We start from the raw sequence: 21,834 nt of genomic DNA on the forward strand, positions 1-21,834 counted from the left end.
GTCCCGCGCGGGGCCGCTAGCGTCCCGAACATGAACCTTCGTTGGGTGATGGGTCGCGCCGGAGGTGCTCTGGCGGTGGGCGCTCTGGGACTCACCGCGATCACGGGGTGCGCCTCCTCGGATACCGATTCCTCCGATAGCGCCGTCAGTTTCAGTGCGGTCGCGCAAACGGGACCGGCATCCGCCGCCCCGTCCGCGCGGGCGGGCACAGGAGACCTCCCGGTCGCCGCGGCAGGAACGGTCTGCGGGTCGGTACCCACCGGAAACGGACCGGCCAGCGTGGTGGTGAAGACGGGGCACGCGAACTGCGTGGACGCCCTCCGGGTCGGAAAGGCGTACGCGGCGGCCGCATCCAACGCGCAGGGTCAGGCCGTCACCGTCGAAAGCGCCGGATGGCGCTGCGGCGCGCGGGTGACCGACGCGGTGGCCACCTGCTCGAACGGCGACAACGCTTTCACCGTCGGCTAACGGCTGAAGGTCTCCAGCCCGACGCCCGTCAGTCCGCCGAGGTGTTGCGCCCCGTCGGCGACGGGATGCTCGCCCACGGTGAGCACGGTGCATCCGGCGGCGAGCGCCGACCGCGCGCCGGTCGGCGAATCCTCGACGGCGATGCACTCGGAGGCGGGGAATCCCGCGAGCTCGGCACCGCGCAGATACGGATCGGCCGCGGGCTTGGGGTTCGGGATCTCGTCACCGCAGACGGTGGCGACGAACCGCTCCCGGCCCAGCGTGCCCAGCGCGTGCTCGGTGATCTCCCGGACCGTGTTGGTCACCAATACCAGCGGAACGCCGGCCTCCGCGAGCAGGTCGAGGGTCTCGCGCGCACCGGGCTGCCACGGGATACCCGCGTCGAACAGCTCGATCACGCGGCCGGACAACCACTTCTCGGCTTCCTCGTAGTCCCGCTCGGCCTCCGGCACGCCGGCGAAGTCGAAGATCTTGCGGAGCGAGTCGTCGACCGCATTGCCGAGCGTTTCCTCCCGGGCCTGCGCGGTGATCTCCGCGCCGAGGGACCGGGTGAACTCGGCCACCGCGATGTCCCACAGCTTCTCGGAATCCAGGAGGGTTCCGTCCATGTCGAACAGCACTGCGGAGGGAAGGCTCATGCGGTCAACCTTAAGATGCGTGCCCGCGTGCTCCTGCGGCGGCCGTGGACACCGAGCTGTTCAGTCATTCGTCACCCGCACGACCGCCGGCTGTGTTTGGGTTCGATCATGCGCAACCGTGCCCTGTCCTCCGCCGTCGCACTGACCGCTGCCGCCTCGCTCCTCGTGAGCTGCGGGACCGCCGGAGACACGTCCGCGCCGTCGTCGTCCTCGTCCGCGGCGGCCGCGGCGTTCACCGTGCCCGGTGTGGGCGATCTTCCGCCCGCCACGGCGAACCAGGTGCACCTGTTCGCCTTCAACGACTTCCACGGCAACCTGCAGCCGCCCACCGGCTCCACCGGGAAGATCGGCGGCAAGGATGCCGGCGGTGCCGCGTACTTCGCCACCGCCTTGCAGCGGCTCAAGCAGGCCTACCCGAACAACCTCACGCTGGCGGCGGGTGACCTGGTGAGCGCCAGTCCCCTGGTCTCGGCGCTGTTCCGCGATGAGCCCACGGTGAAGTTCCTGAACTCGGTGGGCCTGCAGGCCTCGTCGGTGGGCAACCACGAATTCGACCACGGCACCGTGGAACTGGAACGACTGCAGAAGGGCGGATGCGCGCCGGACGGCTGCGAACCGGGCGATCCGTTCACCGGCACCGCCTATCAATACCTGGCCGCCAACGTCACGAACGGGGCCGGCCAGCTCCCGCCCGGCACGGCCGCGTGGAAGATGTTCGAGGTCGCCGGCCGGAAGATCGCCGTGATCGGCACCGTGACCCCCGAGACCGCCACCATCGTGGCACCGGAGGGAGTGCGCGGCTACTCCTTCGGCGACGAGGCCGAGGCGATCAACCGGTACGTGCCGGAGATGAAGGCCGCCGGCGCCCAGGCCATCGTCGCGACGATGCACGACGGCGGCGCCCAGAAGGGTTCGGGTGAGGCAGACCCGAACGCGTGCACCAACGTCTCAGCGCCCACACCCGACCTCGCCGCGAAGATCGACCCGGCGGTCACGGCACTGGTCACCGGACACTCGCACCAGGCCTACGTGTGCACGATCGGTGGCCGCACCGTGACCCAGGCCGCGTCGTACGGGCGACTCATCACCGATATCACCCTCGACTTCGGCGCCGACCGCGTGACCTCGAAGGCCGTCAACCGCGTCGTGGGCCGCGACCTGCCGGCGGATCCGGCCACCGCACAGCTGGTGGACTTCTACGAGAAGGAGGCGAAGCCGCGCGCCGACCGCGTGATCGGCACGATCCCCTCCGATCTCAAGCGCCAGGCCTTCCCCGGCGGCGATTCGCCACTCGGCGACGTGATCGCCGACGCCATGCTGTTCACCACGCGCGCGCCGAACGAGGCGGCGGGCGTGGTGGCCTTCATGAATCCCGGCGGTGTCCGGGCCGACCTCAAGGGCGGTGACGTGACCTACGGCGCCGCGTACACGGTGCAGCCCTTCGGCAATCAGGTGGTCACCGTCTCGCTCACCGGTCAACAGATCATCGACCTGCTGGAGCAGCAGTGGCAGAACCCCGACAAGACCACGATCCTGGCCCCGTCGGGCATCAGCTACGCCTACGACGCCGGCGGCGCCCCGAACCGCAAGGTGATCCGGGACAGCGTGAAGGTGGGCGATCAGCCGCTGAACCCCGTCGCCGTGTACCGCGTGACCACCAACAACTTCCTCGCCGCGGGCGGTGACGGGTTCAGCGTGTTCACCCGCAGCACCGACCTCACGGTGGGCGGTATCGACCTGGACGCCCTGGAGAAGTACCTGCAGGCCACCCCGAACCTGCAGACGCCCACCAGCCGGGTCACCAAGCAGTAGTCGCGGGCGGGCCGCGGCTCGCCTCAGACGGAGCCCGCCTCCCCGAGCGCCGCGTGCGCTCCCCACGTCCACGGCACTAGGGACCGCCCGGGACGACACCGGTTGGAGTTTCGTCACGGTAGTTCGCGTACGCCCTCGGTGACGACGTAGACTTTTCTGGTCGAGAGGCGTTGCAACGGGACCGGTCCCCCGGTATCCGCCACGCTCGGCGGAGTTAAGGACGCCTTCCGCGATGGAAGGAACGTACGTGAGCTCCTTTGAGCCGAACATCCGCCCTGACTGCACCGATGAGCTGACGGCAACGCTCCGTCGGCGGATCATGGTGATCGACGGCGCGATGGGCACGGCGATCCAGCGGGACCGGCCGGATGAGGACGGCTACCGCGGTGAGCGGTTCACGGAGTGGCCGACGGCTCTTCAGGGCAACAACGACCTGCTCAACCTGACGCAGCCGCACATCATCGAGGGGATCCACCGCGAGTATCTCGAGGCGGGCGCAGACATCCTGGAGACGAACACGTTCAACGCGAACGCGGTCTCGCTCTCCGACTACGACATGGGCGAGCTGAGCTACGAGCTGAACTACGCCGGTGCCGCCCTGGCGCGCAAGGTGTGTGACGAGTTCAGCACCCCGGACAAGCCCCGCTACGTCGCCGGCGCCCTCGGGCCCACGACGCGGACCGCGTCGATCTCGCCGGAGGTCAACGACCCCGGGGCCCGCAACGTCTCCTACGACCAGCTGGTCGCCGCCTACCTCGAAGCTGTCAACGGCCTCGTCGACGGTGGTTCCGACCTGATCATCATCGAGACGATCTTCGATTCGTTGAACGCCAAGGCGGCCGTGTTCGCCGTCGAGACCCTCTTCGAGGAACGCGGGCGCCGCTGGCCGGTGATCATCTCGGGCACCATCACCGACGGCTCTGGGCGGACCTTGTCCGGCCAGGTCACGGAAGCGTTCTGGAACGCCATCAGGCATGCGAAGCCGATCGCGGTGGGTCTGAACTGCGCCCTGGGCGCCCCGGAGATGAGGCCCTACATCGCCGAGATGGCACGGATCTCGGACACCTTCGTCTCCTGCTACCCGAACGCCGGCCTGCCGAACGCCTTCGGTGAGTACGACGAATCTCCGGAGCACCAGGCCGCGTACCTGGCCGAATTCGCCGACGCCGGTCTGGTCAACCTGGTGGGCGGTTGCTGCGGTACGGCGCCGGCGCACATCGCCGAGATCGCCAGGGTCGTCGAGGGCACGCCGCCGCGGGAGATTCCGCAGCTCCCGGTTGCCACCAGGCTGTCGGGACTGGAGCCGCTCAACATCACCGCCGACTCCCTGTTCGTGAACATCGGCGAGCGCACCAACATCACCGGCTCGGCACGGTTCCGCAACCTGATCAAGGCGGAGGACTACGACACCGCCCTGTCAGTCGCCCTGCAACAAGTCGAGGTCGGTGCGCAGGTCATCGACATCAACATGGACGAGGGCATGATCGACGGCGTCGCCGCGATGGACCGGTTCACCAAGCTGATCGCGGCCGAACCGGACATCAGTCGCGTCCCGGTGATGATCGACTCCTCCAAGTGGGAGGTGATCGAAGCCGGCCTGAAGAACGTGCAGGGCAAGCCGATCGTCAACTCGATCTCGATGAAGGAGGGCGAGGAGAAGTTCATCCGCGAGGCGCAGCTGTGCCGCAAATACGGCGCCGCCGTCGTCGTGATGGCCTTCGACGAAGAGGGGCAGGCCGATAACCTGGAGCGCCGCAAGGAGATCTGCGGGCGCGCCTACCGGATCCTGACCGAAGAGGTCGGCTTCCCGGCCGAGGACATCATCTTCGACCCGAACTGCTTCGCGTTGGCGACCGGTATCGAGGAGCACGCGACCTACGGCATCGACTTCATCGAGGCCTGCGCCTGGATCAAGGAGAACCTGCCCGGGGTGCACATCTCCGGTGGCATCTCGAACGTGTCGTTCTCCTTCCGGGGCAACAACCCCGTGCGCGAGGCCATCCACGCGGTGTTCCTGTTCCACGCCATCAAGGCCGGATTGGACATGGGCATCGTCAATGCCGGGGCCCTCGTGCCGTACGACGCGATCGACCCCGAGCTGCGGGACCGCATCGAGGACGTCGTGCTCAACCGTCGCGAGGACGCGGCCGAACGGCTCCTGGAGATCGCCGAACGGTTCAACAAGTCCGAGAAGGCCGAGGATCCCAAGGCCGCCGAATGGCGCAGCCTCCCGGTCCGCGAGCGGATCACGCACGCGCTGGTCAAGGGCATCGACGCCGACGTCGAGACCGACACCGAGGAGTTGCGCGCCGAGATCGCCGCCGCGGGAGGGCGGCCGATCGAGGTGATCGAGGGCCCACTGATGGACGGAATGAACGTCGTCGGTGACCTCTTCGGTGCGGGCAAGATGTTCCTACCCCAGGTCGTGAAGTCGGCACGGGTGATGAAGAAGGCCGTGGCCTACCTGCTGCCGTACATCGAGGCGGAGAAGCAAGATTCGGGCACCGCGAGTAAAGACACCAACGGCACCATCATCATGGCGACTGTGAAGGGCGATGTTCACGACATCGGCAAGAACATCGTCGGGGTCGTCCTTCAGTGCAACAACTACGAGGTGATCGACCTCGGCGTGATGGTGCCCGCCGAGAAGATCCTGGCCGCCGCCAGGGAGTACAACGCTGACATCATCGGACTGTCCGGCCTGATCACCCCGTCTCTGGACGAGATGGTCAACTTCGCCGTGGCGATGGAACGCGAGGGGTTGGACATCCCGCTCCTGATCGGTGGCGCGACCACGTCCCGCGCGCACACGGCCGTGAAGGTAGCGCCCCGCCGCAGCGGTCCGGTGGTCTGGGTCAAGGACGCCTCGCGTTCGGTGCCGGTGGCTGCCGCGCTGCTCGACGACAGGCAGCGTCCAGCCCTGCTGGAGGCCACCGAGGCCGATTACGCCGCGCTGCGCGAACGGCACGCCCAGAAGAGCGAACGGCCCATGCTGACGCTGGAGAAGGCCCGCGCCAACCGGACGCCGATCGAGTGGTCCGCCTATGAGCCGCCGGTACCCGCCCAGGGTCTCGGCGTCCGGGAGTTCTTGGACTACGACCTCGCCGAACTGCGCGAGTACATCGACTGGCAGCCGTTCTTCAACGCCTGGGAGATGAAGGGCCGTTTCCCCGACATCCTCAACAACCCGGTCTCGGGCGAGACCGCCCGCAAGCTGTACGACGACGCCCAGGAGATGCTCGACACCCTGATCGAGGAGAAGTGGCTGACCGCCAATGGCGTGATCGGGTTCTTCCCGGCGAACGCCGTCGGCGACGATATCGAGGTCTACACCGACGAGACCCGTAGCGAGGTGCAGACCCGGCTGCACAATCTGCGCCAGCAGGGCGAGCACCGGGACGGCATCCCGAACCGGAGCCTCGGCGACTTCGTTGCGCCGAAGGACACCGGTCTGGCCGACTACGTGGGCGCCTTCGCTGTCACCACGGGCCTGGGCAGCGCCGCCAAGATCGCCGAGTTCAAGGCGGCTAACGACGACTACAACGCAATCCTGCTGGAGTCGCTCGCCGACCGGCTGGCCGAGGCCTTCGCGGAACGGATGCACCAACGCGTCCGCACGGAGTTCTGGGGATTCCAGCCCGACGAGCAACTGGACAACGAGGCGCTGATCGGTGAGAAGTACGTGGGAATCCGCCCTGCCCCCGGCTACCCGGCCTGCCCGGAGCACACCGAGAAGGCGACGCTCTGGGAGTTGATGGACGTCCACGAGCGGACCGGTATCGAGCTGACCGAGTCGATGGCGATGTGGCCCGGTGCCGCCGTCAGCGGCTGGTACTTCTCGCACCCGCAGTCGCAGTACTTCGTGGTGGGCCGGTTGGCGCAGGACCAGGTCGCCGACTACGCGAAGCGCAAGGGCTGGACCTTGCAGGAAGCCGAGCGCTGGCTCAGCCCCAACCTCGGCTACAACCCGGAGGACTGAGCCCCGACGTTCGTGCAGGAGCGAGGCGATCGCGTGACGAAGCCCCGCGTCGAAGCATGACTCGGTCGGCCCCGGCGCTACGCTTCTTCAGATGACGGACATGCGCAAGCTCGAACGTCCGGTGCTGATCGCGGCGTTCGAAGGATGGAACGACGCCGGGGATTCGGCGTCGGGCGCCGTGGAGCACCTCGAACTGATCTGGGACGCCCAGCCCCTCACCGAGCTGGACTCGGACGATTTCTACGACTTCCAGGTGAACCGGCCCACCATCAAGCAGATCGACGGCGTGACCCGCGCCGTCGAATGGCCGATGACCACCCTGTCGGTGTGCCGCCCGCCGAAGGCCGACCGCGATGTGGTGCTGCTGCGCGGCATCGAGCCGAACTTCCGGTGGCGTGCCTTCTGCGACCAACTGCTCGCGGTGTTCACCGAGCTGCGGATCGACACCGTGGTGATCCTCGGGGCACTGCTCGCCGACACGCCGCACACCCGCCCCGTCCCCGTCACCGGAACCGGCTACGACGCCGAGTCGGCGCGCCGGTACGGGCTCGAGGAGAACCGCTACGAGGGCCCCACCGGGATCACCGGCGTGCTCCAGGACGCGTGCGTGCGCTCCGGGTTCCCCGCGGTCTCCTTCTGGGCCGCGGTACCGCACTACGTCTCGCAGCCGCCGAACCCGAAGGCCACGGTGGCCCTGCTGCAGCGGGTCGAGCACGTGCTCGACCTCGCAGTTCCGCTCGCCGACCTGCCCGAGCGCGCCGAGGAGTGGGAATCCTCCGTCACCGAGATGACCTCCGACGACGACGATGTGGCCGCCTACGTGCGCGGACTCGAAGAGCGCGGCGACGAGGAGGCCAAGCGGGAGAACGCGGAGCGCCAGATCGACGGTGACGCGCTCGCGGCGGAGTTCGAGAAGTACCTGCGCCGCCGCGACCCCGGCACCGGTCCCTAGCGCACCAGCACCGGGACGAGCTGCTCGTCCTCGGTGAGCGAGCCGTGCTGTCCGATCAGGTGCGAGACCACGGGCTCGGTGGAGGGGCGCACCACGGTGTGCGCGCCCCGCATCGCCACCACCAGGTCGCCGATCCGTTCCCTGGTGCGGTCGAGTACGCGCGGGCCGAACCAGCCTGCGGCGGCCGCCTCATCGCGGGTCAGGATCCAGGCCCGCTGCCCCAGCGTCTCGGACCAGGCGGCCCGGACGTCGTCGAGGGCACCGTCGGTGGTGTGCACGTGCCGCACGCGCGGTTCGCCCGCCAGCAGCCGCACCCCGGCCCGGAGATCGCTCTCGGCGTCGAAGTCGATCCGGGACGCCTCCGGGGCCTCGATCATGCCGTGATCCGCGGTGATCACCAGCAGACAATCCGAGGGCAGCGCTGCGGCCAGGGATTCGGCCAACGTGTCCACCTGGCGCAGCTGCATCATCCACGGCAGCGAGCCGGGGCCGTAGACGTGCCCGAGCATGTCGAGATCGCCGTGGTAGGCGTAGCAGAAGGCGCGCTCGCCCGGGCCCGTCGAGGTGGCGGCCACGGCGCGGCCCACCACATCGCCGAGCGCGGCCGCCGCCACCGGATCGGCGCCGCGCAGCACCGCGCGACTGAGGCCGCTGCCCACGTGATCCTTCGGCGTCACCGTGGTCACCGCGACCCCGTCGGCGGCCATCGCATCGAACAGCGTCGGCGCGGGTTGCTGTTCCTCGGGAACCACCGTCGCGCGCAGGTCGTGCGGCCGCCCGGGTCCCGAGCTGTTCCACCCGAGCGCGTTGAGCACCGTGCCCTTCGGGACCCCGTCGCCGCACACCGCGAACGAGAGCCCGACGATGCCGTGCTCACCCGGCGGCAGACCGGTGCCGATCGACGAGATGCTCGTCGCCGTGGTGGAGGGGAAACCCGCGGTGATGTGCGTGGCGGTGAGCTCGGACAGGAACGGCGCCTGCGCCGCGTAGCGGTCCAGCAGCCGGTGGCCCAGCCCGTCCACCAGCAGCAGGCACACGCGCCGCGTGGGACGGAACCCCAGCAGGTTGGTGTACCCGGCAACCCCGAGTGCGGCGGCCGCCGAGGGCACGACGTCGGCCAGCGAGCCCGAGCCGTACCGCGGGACCACCTGCCCCATCGGAGCTATCCGATGCGCTCGATCGACACGACCGGCGTGGTGATCCGCCAGGTGCGCACATCCGGATCGTCGGCGGCGCGAACCCAGAACTGCGCCGATTCACCCACCCGGCAGCTCTTGATCCCCAGCAGGGGGATGTCCTCCGAGTCACGACGCAGCGAGCTGATGCTCCACTGCTCGTCCTCGGCGGTGCCGCCGATCCCGGGTGCGCGCATCAGCGTCATCTCCCCCAGGTCCAGCACATAGGTCGACGTGCGGGTCTGCACGGTCCACACGCCCTCGGTCAGATCCGGGGCCAGCTCGCTGACGGTCCTCACAGGCGAAATATAGCGCGACGAGCCGCTACGCCGATACCGCAACGCCGAGGAGGGCGTCGACTGCGGCCGCAACGGTGGCCGGACCGTCCGCATCCGGGCCGCCGACGGTGACCGCCCGCTCGGCCCACGCGTCGAGCGCCGCGAGCGCCTTCGGGGTGTCGAGATCGTCGGCGAGGTAGCGCCGCAGCCGCCCCACGAGTTCCGCGCCGTCGGGGCTCGACTCGGCGGCGAAAGCCCTGCGCCACAGGTCGAGTCGGGCCTGCGCGCGCGCCAGCACGTCGTCCGACCAGGTGCGATCGGTGCGGTAGTGGCCCTCGAACAGGCCGAGGCGGATGGCCGCCGGGTCGACGCCCGAGCGGCGCAGTTTCGAGACGAAGACGAGGTTGCCGCGGCTCTTGGACATCTTCTCGCCGTCCAGACCGATCATCGCCGCGTGCACGTAGTGCCGAGCGAAGCGGCGGGCACCGGTATCGGCCTCGACGTGCGCGGCCGAGAACTCGTGGTGCGGGAAGATCAGGTCGCTACCGCCGCCCTGGATGTCGAAGCCGACCCCGAGCCGGTTCTCGGCGATCGCGGCGCACTCGACGTGCCAGCCGGGGCGTCCCGGTCCCTGCGGGGACGGCCACGAGGGCTCGCCCGGCCGGGCCGCGCGCCACAGCAGCGCGTCGATCGGGTCGCGCTTGCCCGGGCGGTCCGGGTCGCCGCCCCGCTCGGCGAACAGGCGCTCCATGGTGGCGCGGTCGTAGCCGGATTCGTAGCCGAACTGCTCGGTGGCGTCGGCCCGGAAGTAGACATCGGGGAACTCGGGGTCGTCGACCACGTAGGCCGCGCCGCTCTCCAGCAGCCGGCCGACCAGCTCGACCACCTCGTCGATCGACTCGACCGCGCCGATGTAGTCCCGCGGCGCGAGCACCCGCAGCGCCTCCATGTCCTCGCGGAACAGGTCGGTCTCGCGGGCGCCGAGATCACGCCAGTCGATGCCGTCGCGGTCGGCACGCTCGAACAGCGGATCGTCCACATCGGTCACGTTCTGCACGTAGTGCACCTCGTGGCCGTTGGCCCGCAGCACGCGGTTGATCAGGTCGAAGGTGAGGTAGGTCGCGGCGTGTCCCAGGTGAGTGGCGTCGTAGGGGGTGATGCCGCACACGTACATCCCCGACACGGCGCCCGGGTTCACCGGGCGCACCGTCTGATCGGAGGTGTCGAACAGGCGCAGCGGCACCGACGGGCCGGAGAGGGTGGGAACGGCGGGAGACGGCCAGGAACGCATGTCCCCCACCCTATGCGTCGCGGGAGGAGCCGGTCTTCCGGGCCGGGTGGTGGACCCGGGTGGAACCACGGCGAGATGAGCGGAAGACCGACGCCGCGTGCCGCGACCAGCACGGACGGAGCTGAATCAGAAGGGCGGCCAGGGAATCGGGCGCTGCGAATCCGGGAGCGGCATGGTGCCGAGCTCTCCCAGCAGGCGCGCCCGATCGACGAGCGCCTGCTGTTCCTCGTCGGTGATCAGTCCGGTGAGGTCGGGCGGGGCGTCCGCGAATCGCGCGATATCGGCGAGCATGTCCTCGGCCACGAGGCGGCCCGCCCACCCCCACAGCACGGTCCGCAGCTTCGGCTGTGCGTGCAGGCAGATGCCATGGTCCACGCCGAACAGGCGGCCGTCGGTGCCGGTGAGGATGTGGCCGCCCTTGCGATCGGCGTTGTTGAGCAGCACGTCGAGCACGGCCATGCGCCGCAGCCGCGGATCGTCGGCGTGCGCGAGCACCACCTCGCGGATCCCGTCCTGCGCGGCGGAGTCCTCCACGTAGCCGGTGAACACCGGCAGGTAGTCCGCCGGAACCGCATCATCGTCGAAGATGTCGACGAGGTCGGTCGCATCGTCGCCGGTGTCGGGCTCGTCGATCCACCGCTGCACCATCCCGGGGCCCAGCGGACCGTCGCGCAGCACCGTCTCGGGGATCAGGCCCCAGCCGAGCGCCTCCGAGATCAGGTACGAGGAGACCTCGCGGCCGGCCAGGGTGCCGTCCGGGAAGTCCCACAGCGGCGCCTCGCCGCGCACGGGCTTGTACACCGCACGATCGCCGGTGTCCCGGGTCGAGCCGTCACCCAGCTCGCACAGCAGTGTCGCGTTCGAGGCGGTGGTGATCCGACCGAGGATGGTCAGGTCGGCGGTGGCGAGGTCCACCTAGGAGGCCTCGGAACCGAAGGCGCCACCACGGCGGTATCCGTTGAGCCGCACACACATGTGGCCGTCCGGATCGAGCGGCGACCCGCACAGCGGGCAGGCGGGACGACCCGCGCCGATCACCCGGTCCGAGCGGGCGGCGAACTCGCGGGCGGCGGCGGGCGAGAGGAACACCCGCACCGCATCGGGGCCCTCTTCGGCATCGTCGGCCAGCACCACGGACTCGTCGAGCTCCTGCTCGGTGATCGCCAGCAGCTCGATCACCACGGCTGCGGCATCGGCGTCCCAGCCCAGGCCCATCGTGCCCACCCGGAACTCGGCGTCGACCGGCATCACCAGCGGCTGCAGATCGCTCACGGGGGCATCGGCGGGCGGCATCTCGGTGCCGAACCGGCGGGCCACCTCGTCGAGGAGCGCGCCGATCCGCTCGGCGAGAACCTGCACCTGCTGCTTCTCCAGCAGCACCGAGATCACCCGGGAATCGTGGACGACCTGCAGGTAGAAGGTGCGGTCGCCCGGTTGTCCCACGGTGCCCGCCACGAAGCGATCGGGCGTGCGGAAGATGTGCACGGAACGGCTCATGCCACCTCCCCGGTTCGTCGCGAGTGCTGCATCATCGGCTTCCAGTATCTCTCGGACGCGCTCATGCGCCGCTCTCGCCTCCCACGGTGGCCTCCTTGGGTGGCTGTTTCGGCAGCCGGACGGTGCCCGTCGAGTTCACGCAGTGCACGGCGGGCCGGTCCGGCCCGTAGCCGATGATCGACACCGACGCCGGGGCCACGAAGATGCGCTGGAACTGGTCGAGATGGGTGCCGATGGCATCGGCCACCACGGATTTGATCACGTCGCCGTGGCTGCACGCGACCCAGACGGCACCCGGACCGTGCTGCTCGGTGATCCGCCGATCGTGTTCGCGGATCGCGGCCACCGCACGGGCCTGCACGTGCGCGAGTCCCTCGCCGTCGGGGAAGACGGCGGCCGAGGGCTGCTGTTGCACCACCTTCCACAGCGGTTCGTGCAGCAGCTCGGAGATCGGCCGCCCGGTCCACGTGCCGTAGTCCACTTCGACGAGCCGGTCGTCGATGGACGTGCGCAGGTCCTGCGCGGCGAGCAGTGGTGCCAGCGTCTGCTCGCACCGGAGCAGGGGCGAGCGCACGGCCTCGACCAGGTCGACCCCGGCGAGGCGCCCGACGAGGTCCGCGGCCTGCGCGCGCCCGGTGTCGTCGAGGGCGACGCCTTCGGTGCGTCCCGCGAGCACCCCGGAGGTGTTCGCGGTGGAGCGGCCGTGGCGGATCAGGATGACCGTCATATCGACGAGTCTAGGTGCGCACCGATCAGCGCCCGTCGCCGCCGCGGAAGGCGCTGTAGGTCTCCCACACGCCGAGCAGCACCAGGACGATCCCGAACGGGCGACCCTGGAACCAGAAGAACCGGAGGTCGGGGAAGGCGAGCGCGAGCACCGCGCCGACCACGATGAGCGCGGGACCGACGAGCTTGCGGGGCGTGAGCGAGGAGGTGGACTGCGGCTTATCGGGCGGTGAGGTGGACATGCACCGATTCTCACGGGCGGCCGGGGATCTGTCGTCCCCCGTTCGGCGGACGCGTGATCCCCGGATCGGGGCCGTGCGCTCACCTAGACTCGGCGGCACGCGATGTCCGCGTCCGTGAAGGAGCTGCGCCCGTGCACGATGAGACCTCCCTGACCATCGGCCGCGTCAACCGGGTACTCGGTGAGCGCATCCGGCCGGCCATCCACTCGGCGCGGATACCGCTGGAGGTGGCGGCCAACCAGCTGCCGGGCGAACCGATTCCGCCGGCCGAGGCGCTGGCGCTCGAGTACGGGCCCTTCGCCGACGACCGCCGCTGGGGTCCGGCGTGGGGCACCACCTGGTTCCGGCTGCGCGGCGAGGTCCCGGCCGAGTGGGCGGGCAAACGCGTCGAGGCACTCATCGACCTCGGATTCGATGTGAACCAGACCGGCTTCCAGTGCGAGGGCCTGGCCTACCGCCGCGGTCCCGACGGTGCGCCGGTTCCGGTCAAGGGCATCAACCCGCGTAATCAGGCGGTCGCGGTGAGCGAAAGCGCCGCCGGCGGTGAGCAGGTGGAGCTGTTCATCGAGGGCGCCGCGAACCCTGTGATCTTGGACTACCACCCGTTCCTGCCCACCCGGCAGGGCGACGTGCTCACCTCGTCGCCCGAGCCGCTGTACCGGGTGCGCGCGCTGGACCTCGCCGTTTTCGAGCCGGAGGTCTTCGGGCTGGCCCTGGACATCGAGGTACTGCTGGAACTGCAGGCCGAACTGCCCGAGACGCAGCCGCGGCGGATGCGGATCCTGCAGGCGCTCGACGACTGCCTCGATGCGCTCGACCTGCAGCGGATCACCGAGACCGCCGCCGATGCCCGGGCCGCGCTCGTGGATGTGCTCGCCGCCCCGGCCGATGCCAGCGCGCACCGGATCGCCGCGATCGGACACTCGCACATCGATTCCGCGTGGCTGTGGCCGCTGCGCGAGACCATCCGCAAGGTCGCGCGGACCACCGCGTCGATGACCACCCTGCTCGACGAGCAGCCGCAGTACCTGTACGGCATGTCCAGCGCGCAGCAGTACGCCTGGGTGAAGGAGCACCGCCCCGAGGTGTGGGAGCGGATCCGCGCCGCCGTCGCCGACGGCCGGTTCCTGCCGATCGGCGGTATGTGGGTCGAGTCCGACACCGTGATGCCCACCGGCGAGTCGCTGGTGCGGCAGTTCTCCTACGGTCAGCGGTTCTTCGAGCGCGAGTTCGGGATCCGGAGCAGGGGTGTGTGGCTGCCCGACAGCTTCGGCTACTCCCCCGCGCTGCCGCAGCTGATGCGCCGGGCCGGCTTCGAATGGTTCTTCACCCAGAAGATCTCGTGGAATCAGCGCAACGTCTTCCCGCATCACACCTTCTCGTGGGAGGGCATCGACGGCTCGCGGATCTTCACCCACTTCCCGCCGATGGACACCTACTGCTCGTCGCTGTCGGGCATGGAGGTCGCGAAGGCGGCCCGCCAGTTCAAGGAGAACCGGGTGGCCACGCGGTCGATCGCGCCGGTCGGCTGGGGCGACGGTGGCGGCGGCACCACCCGCGAGATGACGGGCAAGGCGGAGCGTCTGGCGAACCTGGAGGGCAGCGCCCGCGTCGACTGGGTGCATCCGGACGACTTCTTCGACGCCGCGAAGGCCGAGCTCCCCGACCCCGCGGTGTGGGTGGGTGAGCTGTACCTGGAACTGCATCGCGGCACGCTCACCAGTCAGCACGCCACCAAGGCGACGCACCGCCGGTGCGAGCAGGCGCTGCTGGAGGCCGAGCTGTGGTCCGCGACCGCGGCGGTACAGCGCGGTGCGACGTACCCGTACCAGGAGCTCGACGCGCTGTGGGAGCAGGTGCTGCTGCACGAGTTCCACGACATCCTGCCCGGCACCTCGATCGCCTGGGTGCACCGCGAGGCCGTCGCCGTGCTCACCGAGGTGCTCACGCAGGCACAGGAACTCGCCGCCGAGGCGCGCGCGGTGCTCGCCGGGACCGGCGAGGTGGACCTGGTGTTCCGGCCGGTGCACACCCCCGTCGACGGTGACGGTGCGCTCGGCGCGGCCCCGGCCGCACCGGCGGGCGAGGCGGTGGTGCTCACGCCGAAGGACGGCGGCTTCCGCATCGCCAACGATCTGGTGTCGGTCACCGTCTCCCGTGACGGTCTGGTGACCTCGGCGATCGATCTGGCCACCGGTAGGGAGGCGATCCCGGAGGGGCGCGCCGCCAACCTCTTCCAGCTCCACCAGGATTCCCCAACGCCTGGGACGCCTGGGACATCGACCGCTACTACCGCAATCGGGTCGAGGACCTCAGCGCGGCGACGTCGATCAGCGGCGCCGTGGTCGAGGGCAGCGCCGAGATCGTCGTGGAGCGGTCGTTCTCGGCATCGTCGCTGCGGCAGACGATCTCCCTGGCACCCGGCTCGCGGACGCTGCTGCTGCGCAACCGGATCGACTGGCACGAGACGGAGAAGCTGCTCAAGCTCGCCTTCCCCCTCGACGTCTTCGCCCGCGAGACGGCCGCCGAGACCCAGTTCGGATTCCAGCGCCGCACGACCCACGTGAACACCAGCTGGGAGGCCACGAAGTTCGAGACCTCCATGCACCGTTTCGTGCTCGCCGAGGAGGACGGATTCGGCGTGGCCGTGATCAACGATTCGGTGTACGGCTACGACACCGCTCGCGACGAGAAGGACGGCGCGATCACGACCACGGTCCGGGTCTCGTTGCTGCGCGCGCCCCGGTTCCCCGATCCCGACACCGATCACGGCGTGCACGAGATCACCGTGGGCCTGGTGGTCGGCGCCGATCCGGCGATCGCGACCACCGAGGGCCAGCGGCTCAACGCCCCGCACACGGTGGTGCGCGGCGCGGAACCGGTGGCGCCGCTGGTGACGCTCGCCGGCGAGGGCATCGTCATCTCGTCGGTCAAGCTCGCCGACGACCGCTCGGGTGATGTGATCGTGCGCCTGTACGAGGCCCTGGGCCGACGCGCGAGCGGATCGCTCACCGTGGGCTTCCCGCACGGCGGTATCCGCGAGGTCAGCCTCATCGAGGACGAACTCGACGATACGCGGGTGGGCGGCGATCTGGTGTTGCGCCCGTTCGAGGTGCGGACGCTGCGGATCAGTCGACGCTGACCAGCACCCGGCCGGTGGCGCGCAGGGCGTCGGCGACCGCGGTATCGGACGCCGGAACCAGCGGCAGGCGCACGTCGGGCGTGGCGATCCGGCCCTGCGCGGCGAGTACGCCCTTGATGACGGTGGGATTGGGCTCACTGAACAGGGCCGATGCCAGCGCAGCGAGGGAGCCACCGATCAGGCGCGCCTCCTCGATGCGGCGCTCGCGCCAGGCGGCGACGAGTGCGGCGAACTCCCCCGCGGCCACGTTCGCGCTCGCGGAGATCGCGCCGTGGCCGCCGAGGGCCAGGATCGCGCTCACGAACGCATCGTCGCCGGCGAGCACCGCGACCCCGTCCGGCACCTCGGCCAGCAGGCGCACCGTGGTCTCCGTGACGCCGCCCACGGCGTGCTTGAAGCCCGCGACGCCGTCGATCGCGGCGAGATCGAGGAGGGCGGGCAGACCGAGCGTGCGGCCGGTCCGTTGCGGGATGTCGTAGACGATCACGGGCACCGGGCTGGCCGCGGTGATGTGGCGGTAGTGCTCCACCACGCCGGCCTCGGACGGGCGGGTGTAGTGCGGGACGGCGACCAGCGCGTAGTCGGCGCGCGGGTGGATGCCGCGGAGGGCCTCGGCGCAGGCGGCGGTGGCGTTCGAGCCGGCGCCCACGGTGAGGACCGCGCCGCGGTCGGTGCACACGCCGGCGATCCGGTCGATGATCACGGCGCGCTCGGCATCGGTGAGGGTGGCGGGTTCGCCGGTGGTGCCGAGCGCGACGAGGCCGTCGGCGCCGTCGTCGAGGTGATCGTGGGCGAGGCGCTCCAGCGCCGGGAGGTCGACGGTGCCGTCACTGTTGAACGGGGTGATGAGCGGGACGTGGAGGCCGGTGAGCTGCATGGCTCTACGGTCGCTCGATTCGAGCTTCAGCACCAGCGCGGAAATCCGACTTCGAGCGTAAGCTGATCTGATGCTCGATGTGCACCGTCTGCGCCTGCTCCGGGAACTCTCGCTGCGCGGCACGATCGCCGCGGTCGCCCAGGCCCTCGACTACACCCCGTCGGCGGTCTCGCAGCAGCTCACCACGCTGGAACGGGAAGCCGGGACGCCCCTGCTCGAACGCACCGGCCGCAGCGTCCGGCTCACCGAGGCGGGCCGGCTCCTCGTGGGGCACGCCGATGCGGTGCTGGCCCGCCTGGAACAGGCGCGCGCCGACCTCGACGCGCTCGGCGGCAGCGTGACCGGCGAGCTGCGGATCGGTGCCTACCCCTCCGCGATGCGCACGGTGATCACCCCCGCGCTGATCCGCCTCTCCGCCGACCATCCGCAGCTGCGGGTCCGGGTCACCGAGATCGACCCCGCCACGGCGCCGGAGGCGCTCCGCTCCGGGAAGCTCGACGTGGCGCTGCTGCACCGGTACGACTGCCTGCCCGGGCGCGACGATCCCTCGCTCGACACCGAGCCCCTGTTCGAGGAGGCCGTACACCTGGCCACACCCGCCGACAGCACCGGCGCACTGGCGGACTTCGCCGCCGCGCAGTGGATCTCGGGAACCGTGGGCACGATGTGCGACGACGCCACGGTGCGTACCTGCGAGGCCGCGGGATTCACACCGCGGGTGCGCCACCGCACGGACGATTTCGCCGCGGTCCTCGCGCTGGTCGATGCCGGACAGGGCGTGGCGATCGTCCCGGACGTGGCCGCCGCCGATGCGCCGTCCACGGTGCGCCTCGCACCGCTCGACATCCGGCGCCGCACGGCGCTGGCCTACCGCCGCGGCGCCGCCCGCGACCCGCTCGTCGGTGCGGCGCGCAGCGCGCTCACTGCGCGCTGATCACGCCCGCCTGCAGCAGCCCGAGCACGGTGACGCCCACGATGATGCGGTAGCCCACGAACCAGTTCAGCGAGTGCTTGGAGACGAAGTCCAGGAGCCACGCGATCGCGGCGTAGCCCACGATGAAGGCGATCACGGTGGCCACGAGCAGCTGCGGGCCGGAGGCGTGCAGGCCCGGGCCGCCCTTCTCGAAGGCGTCCGGGAGGCTGAACAAGCCGGATGCCGTGACCGCGGGGATCGCGAGCAGGAAGGACAGCCGCACCGCGGCCTCGCGGGTCAGCCCCAGGAACAGGCCGGCGCTCGACGTGGCGCCCGAGCGGGAAACGCCGGGGATCAGGGCGAGACACTGCGCCAGTCCCATCATGATGCCGTCGCGAGCGGTCACCTGCTCCAGCGGACGCTGCCGGTTGGCGTAGTACTTACTGCTCACGTACTCGGCGGCCAGGATGACGAACGAGAAGACGATGAGCATGGTGGCCACCAGGTACAGATCCCGGGCGGCCGTGCGGATCTGATCCTTGAACAGATACCCCAGCACGCCGATCGGAATGGTGCCGATGATCACGTACCAGCCGATCCGGTAGTCCACCCCGCGCTGCGTCTTGTCCGTCAGGCCGCGGAACCAGGCCACCACGATCCGGTAGATGTCCCGGGCGAAGTAGATGAGCACCGCGAGCTCGGTGCCGAGCTGCGTGACCGCGGTGAACGAGGCGCCCGCATCGTCGCCGAACCAGATCTCCGAGACGATCCGCAGGTGGCCCGAGGACGAGACGGGCAGGAACTCCGTCAGGCCCTGCACCAGGCCGAGCACGATCGCCTGAATCCATGTCATGTCCACCCGGGCAGGCTACCGGCCGGGGGCCGTGGCGGCCGCAGACGGTAACTTCGAAGCATCATGAGCCGCACATTCCTCGCCCCGGTCGTCGCCGTCCTCGTCTCGGTGTCCCTCGTGTCGGCGGGCTGCTCGTCGACCCCGGCCCGGGAGGACCGCCCGACGATCACCCCCGCGACCCCGGCGGTCGCCCCGGAGCCCGCCGCGGCGCCCGCCGGTCGGGTGACCCCCGCGGCGCCCGGCGAAGGTCTCGCCTTCGACCCGGTGAGCCGGCGGCTGGCCGCCATCACCGACGGTGCGGTGGTGCTGTACTCGGTCGACGAGGGCCTCAAGGAGACCGGGCGGGTGGCGATCGAGGGCCGTGCGAACCAGGTGGTCCCCAATGCCGGTGGCGGATTCCTCGTCGCGGCGAAGGGCCTCGTCGGTGTCATCGCGAAGGACGGCGACGCCATCGAGGCGGGCTCACCGCGCTTCGACGGCGACGTGCTCACCGTCGCGGCGTACCCCGATGGCGGACACCTGGCGTTGGCGGGCACCGCCGACGGGAGGATCGTGGTCCTGGACCGCAACGTGAGCACGCCGGTACGCACCATCACCGGCCCGGTCGAGGCGAGCGTCGTCATGGTCCGTGACGGCAAGGCGGCCGTCGTCGACCGCCGCCAGGCGTCGATCACCGAGCTGGACCTCGACGGCGGCAAGGCCGGCAAGTCGCTGCGCGTGGGGCGCGGCATCACCAACGCGGTCATCGACCCGTTCGGCCGCATGCTCTCGGTGGACACCAGCGAGGATCAAGTCCTGGCGTACTCGATAGCCCCCTTCATGCTGCGGTTCCAGTACCCCGTGGCGAGCGCGCCCTGGGCCGTGGTCTACGACGAGACCGCCAAGCTGATGTGGGTCACGCAGACGGCGACCAACGAGATCGCGGGCTACGCTCTCGGTTCGGGCATGCCGGACCCGAAGCTGCGTTTCCCCACGATCCGCCAGCCGAACGCGGTGGCCGCCGACGCCGAGACCGGCACGGTGTACGTGCAGTCGGCCACCGGCGGCGGCATCCAGGCGATCCCGACCAGGTAGGAGGCCCGATGGCAGCGGGCACGGCGCGGGGGGACGCGGGCGATCCGTACTCCGGCGAGGAGTACGATTTCCTGCCGTTGCGATTGCCGCGGGACGTCTCGCGGGTGACCGCGGCGATGCGCCTCACGATCGAGGCCGAATTCGGCGGCTGGGAGTTGTCCCGGGTGCGGCTCTACACCGACGGGTCGCGCCGGGTACTGCTGCGCCGTCGCCGCACGAAGACCTCCGGCATGCTGCCGCCGGACGCCACGAAGGGGCTGTAACACCATGTCGTCACTGACGTCGTCCGCGTACCGGCTGTTGCTGCGCACCATGTTCCTGGTGGCACCCGAGCGGATCCACCACCTCGTCTTCGGGTTGATCCGCGGCACCACGGCCGTGCCGCCGGTGCGCACCGGGATCCGCCGCACGCTCGCCTTCCGCGATCCGATCCTGGCGCAGACGGTGTTCGGCGTCGACTTCCCATCGCCCCTGGGTCTGGCCGCCGGGTTCGATAAGAACGCCCGCGCCGTCAACGGCTGGGGTCCGCTCGGCTTCGGCTTCGCCGAGATCGGCACCGTGACCGCCCACGCCCAGCCCGGCAACCCCGAGCCGCGGCTGTTCCGGCTCCCCCAGGATAAGGCCCTGATCAACCGGATGGGCTTCAACAACTACGGCTCCGGCGCCGCCGCGAACGAGCTCCGCAAGCGCGACGCCGGACCGACCGCCGTGCCGATCGGCGCCAACATCGGCAAGACCAAGACGACCCCGCTCGACGGCGCCGCCGACGACTACCGGGTGAGCGCCATGCTGCTCGGACCGCTCGCCGACTTCATCGTGGTCAACGTCTCCTCGCCCAATACCCCCGGCCTGCGCGACCTTCAGGCCACCGAATCGTTGCGGCCCGTCCTCCAGGCCGTGCTCGACACCGTGACGGTGCCGGTGCTGGTGAAGATCGCCCCCGATCTCGCCGACGAGGATGTGGACGCCGTCGCCGATCTGGCACTGGAACTGGGGCTCGCGGGCATCGTGGCCACCAACACCACGATCAGCCGGGAGGGCCTGAACACCTCCGCTGCGGAGATCGAGGCGATCGGTCCCGGCGGACTGTCCGGCCACCCGGTCAAGCAGCGCTCGCTGGAGGTGCTGCGGCGCCTGTCGGCCCGGGTCGGCGACCGGCTGGTCCTGATCTCGGTGGGCGGGATCGAGGACGTCGACGACGTCTACCAGCGCATCCGCGCCGGCGCCTCCCTCGTGCAGGTGTACACCCAGTTCATCTACGGCGGCCCGCTGTGGGTGCGCACCGTGCAGAAGCAGCTCGCGGAGCGGCTGCGCGCCGACGGCTTCGCATCGATCTCCGAGGCCGTCGGCGTCGACCGCTAGCTAGATCTGCGCGTAGGTCGCGGTCAGCCTGGCGCGCGCGATCGCCGCGCCGAACAGGTTGAAGCCCAGGAACGCCGGGGTCGCGTTGTCCGGCAGCTCCAGCTTCGCCACGCCGAGGGCGTGCACCACGAAGATGTACCGGTGCGGTCCGTGGCCGGCGGGCGGCGCCGCACCGAGGAAGCGCTTGATCCCACCGTCGTTGGTGAGGGTGACCGCACCGTCGGGCAGCGAACCGGGCGCGCCGTTGCCGGCGTCCTCGGCGAGCTCGGTGACCGAGGCGGGAATGTTGGCCACCGCCCAGTGCCAGAAACCCGAGGCGGTGGGCGCGTCCGGGTCGTAGGCGGTCACGGCGAAGGACTTCGTCTGCTCGGGGAAGCCCGACCAGGACAGCTGCGGCGAGACGTCCTGTCCACCCGCGCCGAAGATCCCGCTCAGCTGCGGGGTGGCGAGCGTCGCCCCGTCGGTGAACGTGGTGGAGGTCAAGGTGAACGTGGGCAGCTGCGGCAGCGGCGCGTACGGATCGAACTTCTCGGTCATGGTGTCCTCTCGATCATC

The 21,834-nt window shown here is 70.2% G+C and carries 20 protein-coding genes and 1 pseudogene; 10 read left to right on the forward strand and 11 right to left on the reverse strand.

From position 1 onward, the window contains the following. The first annotated feature begins 30 nt into the window (after positions 1-30). Entirely contained in the window at positions 31-468 is a 438-nt protein-coding gene (locus TTY48_RS16980; RefSeq protein ID WP_220658830.1) for a hypothetical protein, read from the forward strand. On the opposite strand, the gene TTY48_RS16985 is transcribed toward TTY48_RS16980, so the two are convergent. Next, positions 465-1,106 carry an HAD family phosphatase gene (locus TTY48_RS16985; RefSeq protein ID WP_220658831.1) on the reverse strand — a complete coding sequence of 214 codons (642 nt, stop codon included), beginning with the start codon at positions 1,104-1,106 and terminating at the stop codon, positions 465-467. The genes TTY48_RS16980 and TTY48_RS16985 overlap by 4 nt on opposite strands. Positions 1,107-1,214: 108 nt before the next feature. Between TTY48_RS16985 and TTY48_RS16990 the strand changes: the two genes are divergently transcribed. The 3 genes from TTY48_RS16990 to TTY48_RS17000 all read left to right on the forward strand — a co-directional run bounded on the left by TTY48_RS16990 (position 1,215) and on the right by TTY48_RS17000 (position 7,849). Continuing rightward, positions 1,215-2,918 carry a bifunctional UDP-sugar hydrolase/5'-nucleotidase gene (locus TTY48_RS16990; protein WP_220658832.1) on the forward strand — a complete coding sequence of 568 codons (1,704 nt, stop codon included), beginning with the start codon at positions 1,215-1,217 and terminating at the stop codon, positions 2,916-2,918. A 232-nt stretch (positions 2,919-3,150) separates the two neighbouring features. Beyond that, positions 3,151-6,897, forward strand: a complete 3,747-nt coding sequence (gene metH, locus TTY48_RS16995) for a methionine synthase (RefSeq protein WP_220658833.1) — start codon at positions 3,151-3,153, stop codon at positions 6,895-6,897. A 91-nt stretch (positions 6,898-6,988) separates the two neighbouring features. Then, a complete protein-coding gene (locus TTY48_RS17000; protein WP_220658834.1) occupies positions 6,989-7,849 on the forward strand; it encodes a PAC2 family protein in 861 nt (286 codons plus the stop codon). On the opposite strand, the gene TTY48_RS17005 is transcribed toward TTY48_RS17000, so the two are convergent. The 7 genes from TTY48_RS17005 to TTY48_RS17035 form a co-directional block, all read right to left on the reverse strand. Then, positions 7,846-9,006 carry an alkaline phosphatase family protein gene (locus tag TTY48_RS17005; protein WP_220658835.1) on the reverse strand — a complete coding sequence of 387 codons (1,161 nt, stop codon included), beginning with the start codon at positions 9,004-9,006 and terminating at the stop codon, positions 7,846-7,848. The genes TTY48_RS17000 and TTY48_RS17005 overlap by 4 nt on opposite strands. Positions 9,007-9,011: 5 nt before the next feature. Continuing rightward, a complete protein-coding gene (locus TTY48_RS17010; protein ID WP_220658836.1) occupies positions 9,012-9,323 on the reverse strand; it encodes a hypothetical protein in 312 nt (103 codons plus the stop codon). A 25-nt stretch (positions 9,324-9,348) separates the two neighbouring features. Continuing rightward, entirely contained in the window at positions 9,349-10,593 is a 1,245-nt protein-coding gene (mshC, locus tag TTY48_RS17015) for a cysteine--1-D-myo-inosityl 2-amino-2-deoxy-alpha-D-glucopyranoside ligase (protein ID WP_220658837.1), read from the reverse strand. Positions 10,594-10,719: 126 nt separating this feature from the next. Further along, positions 10,720-11,508 carry an SCO1664 family protein gene (locus tag TTY48_RS17020; RefSeq protein WP_220658838.1) on the reverse strand — a complete coding sequence of 263 codons (789 nt, stop codon included), beginning with the start codon at positions 11,506-11,508 and terminating at the stop codon, positions 10,720-10,722. Further along, the gene (locus TTY48_RS17025) at positions 11,509-12,090 is read right to left on the reverse strand and encodes a DUF3090 domain-containing protein (RefSeq protein ID WP_220658839.1); all 582 of its coding nucleotides are present in this window, start codon (positions 12,088-12,090) and stop codon (positions 11,509-11,511) included. It abuts the gene before it with no gap. 61 nt (positions 12,091-12,151) lie between these two features. Then, positions 12,152-12,817 (reverse strand): histidine phosphatase family protein, encoded by a 666-nt coding sequence (locus TTY48_RS17030; RefSeq protein WP_220658840.1) that lies wholly within the window; start codon positions 12,815-12,817, stop codon positions 12,152-12,154. 25 nt (positions 12,818-12,842) lie between these two features. Continuing rightward, positions 12,843-13,058: a hypothetical protein gene (locus TTY48_RS17035; protein WP_220658841.1), complete on the reverse strand. Its 216-nt coding sequence runs from the start codon at positions 13,056-13,058 to the stop codon at positions 12,843-12,845. Between the two features lie 773 nt (positions 13,059-13,831). Here TTY48_RS17035 and TTY48_RS21400 point away from each other — a divergent pair. Together TTY48_RS21400 and TTY48_RS21405 are read left to right on the forward strand one after the other, a co-directional pair. Beyond that, positions 13,832-14,980, forward strand: a pseudogene (locus TTY48_RS21400) (alpha-mannosidase); the annotation flags it as partial. A 356-nt stretch (positions 14,981-15,336) separates the two neighbouring features. Next, a complete protein-coding gene (locus tag TTY48_RS21405; protein ID WP_255585880.1) occupies positions 15,337-16,200 on the forward strand; it encodes a glycoside hydrolase family 38 C-terminal domain-containing protein in 864 nt (287 codons plus the stop codon). On the opposite strand, the gene dapA is transcribed toward TTY48_RS21405, so the two are convergent. Beyond that, on the reverse strand, positions 16,187-17,077 hold the full coding sequence (dapA, locus tag TTY48_RS17045; protein WP_220658842.1) for a 4-hydroxy-tetrahydrodipicolinate synthase: 891 nt from the start codon (positions 17,075-17,077) through the stop codon (positions 16,187-16,189). The two genes, TTY48_RS21405 and dapA, sit on opposite strands and share 14 nt — an antisense overlap. Positions 17,078-17,147: 70 nt before the next feature. Here dapA and TTY48_RS17050 point away from each other — a divergent pair, with 70 nt between their 5' ends. Next, positions 17,148-18,011 carry a LysR substrate-binding domain-containing protein gene (locus TTY48_RS17050; protein WP_220658843.1) on the forward strand — a complete coding sequence of 288 codons (864 nt, stop codon included), beginning with the start codon at positions 17,148-17,150 and terminating at the stop codon, positions 18,009-18,011. Here TTY48_RS17050 and TTY48_RS17055 read toward each other — a convergent pair. After that, positions 17,998-18,843: an undecaprenyl-diphosphate phosphatase gene (locus TTY48_RS17055; protein WP_220659603.1), complete on the reverse strand. Its 846-nt coding sequence runs from the start codon at positions 18,841-18,843 to the stop codon at positions 17,998-18,000. The genes TTY48_RS17050 and TTY48_RS17055 overlap by 14 nt on opposite strands. 63 nt (positions 18,844-18,906) lie before the next feature. On the opposite strand from TTY48_RS17055, the gene TTY48_RS17060 reads away from it, so the two are divergent. From TTY48_RS17060 to TTY48_RS17070, 3 genes are read left to right on the forward strand one after another with little or no spacing between them, the layout of a single operon-like run. Further along, positions 18,907-19,917: a YncE family protein gene (locus TTY48_RS17060; protein ID WP_220658844.1), complete on the forward strand. Its 1,011-nt coding sequence runs from the start codon at positions 18,907-18,909 to the stop codon at positions 19,915-19,917. Between the two features lie 8 nt (positions 19,918-19,925). Further along, positions 19,926-20,180: a DUF5703 family protein gene (locus TTY48_RS17065; protein WP_220658845.1), complete on the forward strand. Its 255-nt coding sequence runs from the start codon at positions 19,926-19,928 to the stop codon at positions 20,178-20,180. 4 nt (positions 20,181-20,184) lie between these two features. Beyond that, positions 20,185-21,279, forward strand: a complete 1,095-nt coding sequence (locus TTY48_RS17070) for a quinone-dependent dihydroorotate dehydrogenase (RefSeq protein WP_220658846.1) — start codon at positions 20,185-20,187, stop codon at positions 21,277-21,279. Here the strand turns inward: TTY48_RS17070 and TTY48_RS17075 are convergent, their stop codons facing one another. Next, entirely contained in the window at positions 21,280-21,816 is a 537-nt protein-coding gene (locus TTY48_RS17075) for a YbhB/YbcL family Raf kinase inhibitor-like protein (protein ID WP_220658847.1), read from the reverse strand. Between the last annotated feature and the right edge of the window lie 18 nt (positions 21,817-21,834).

This window comes from Tsukamurella sp. TY48, from assembly GCF_019656655.1.
Taxonomy (GTDB): domain Bacteria; phylum Actinomycetota; class Actinomycetes; order Mycobacteriales; family Mycobacteriaceae; genus Tsukamurella; species Tsukamurella strandjordii.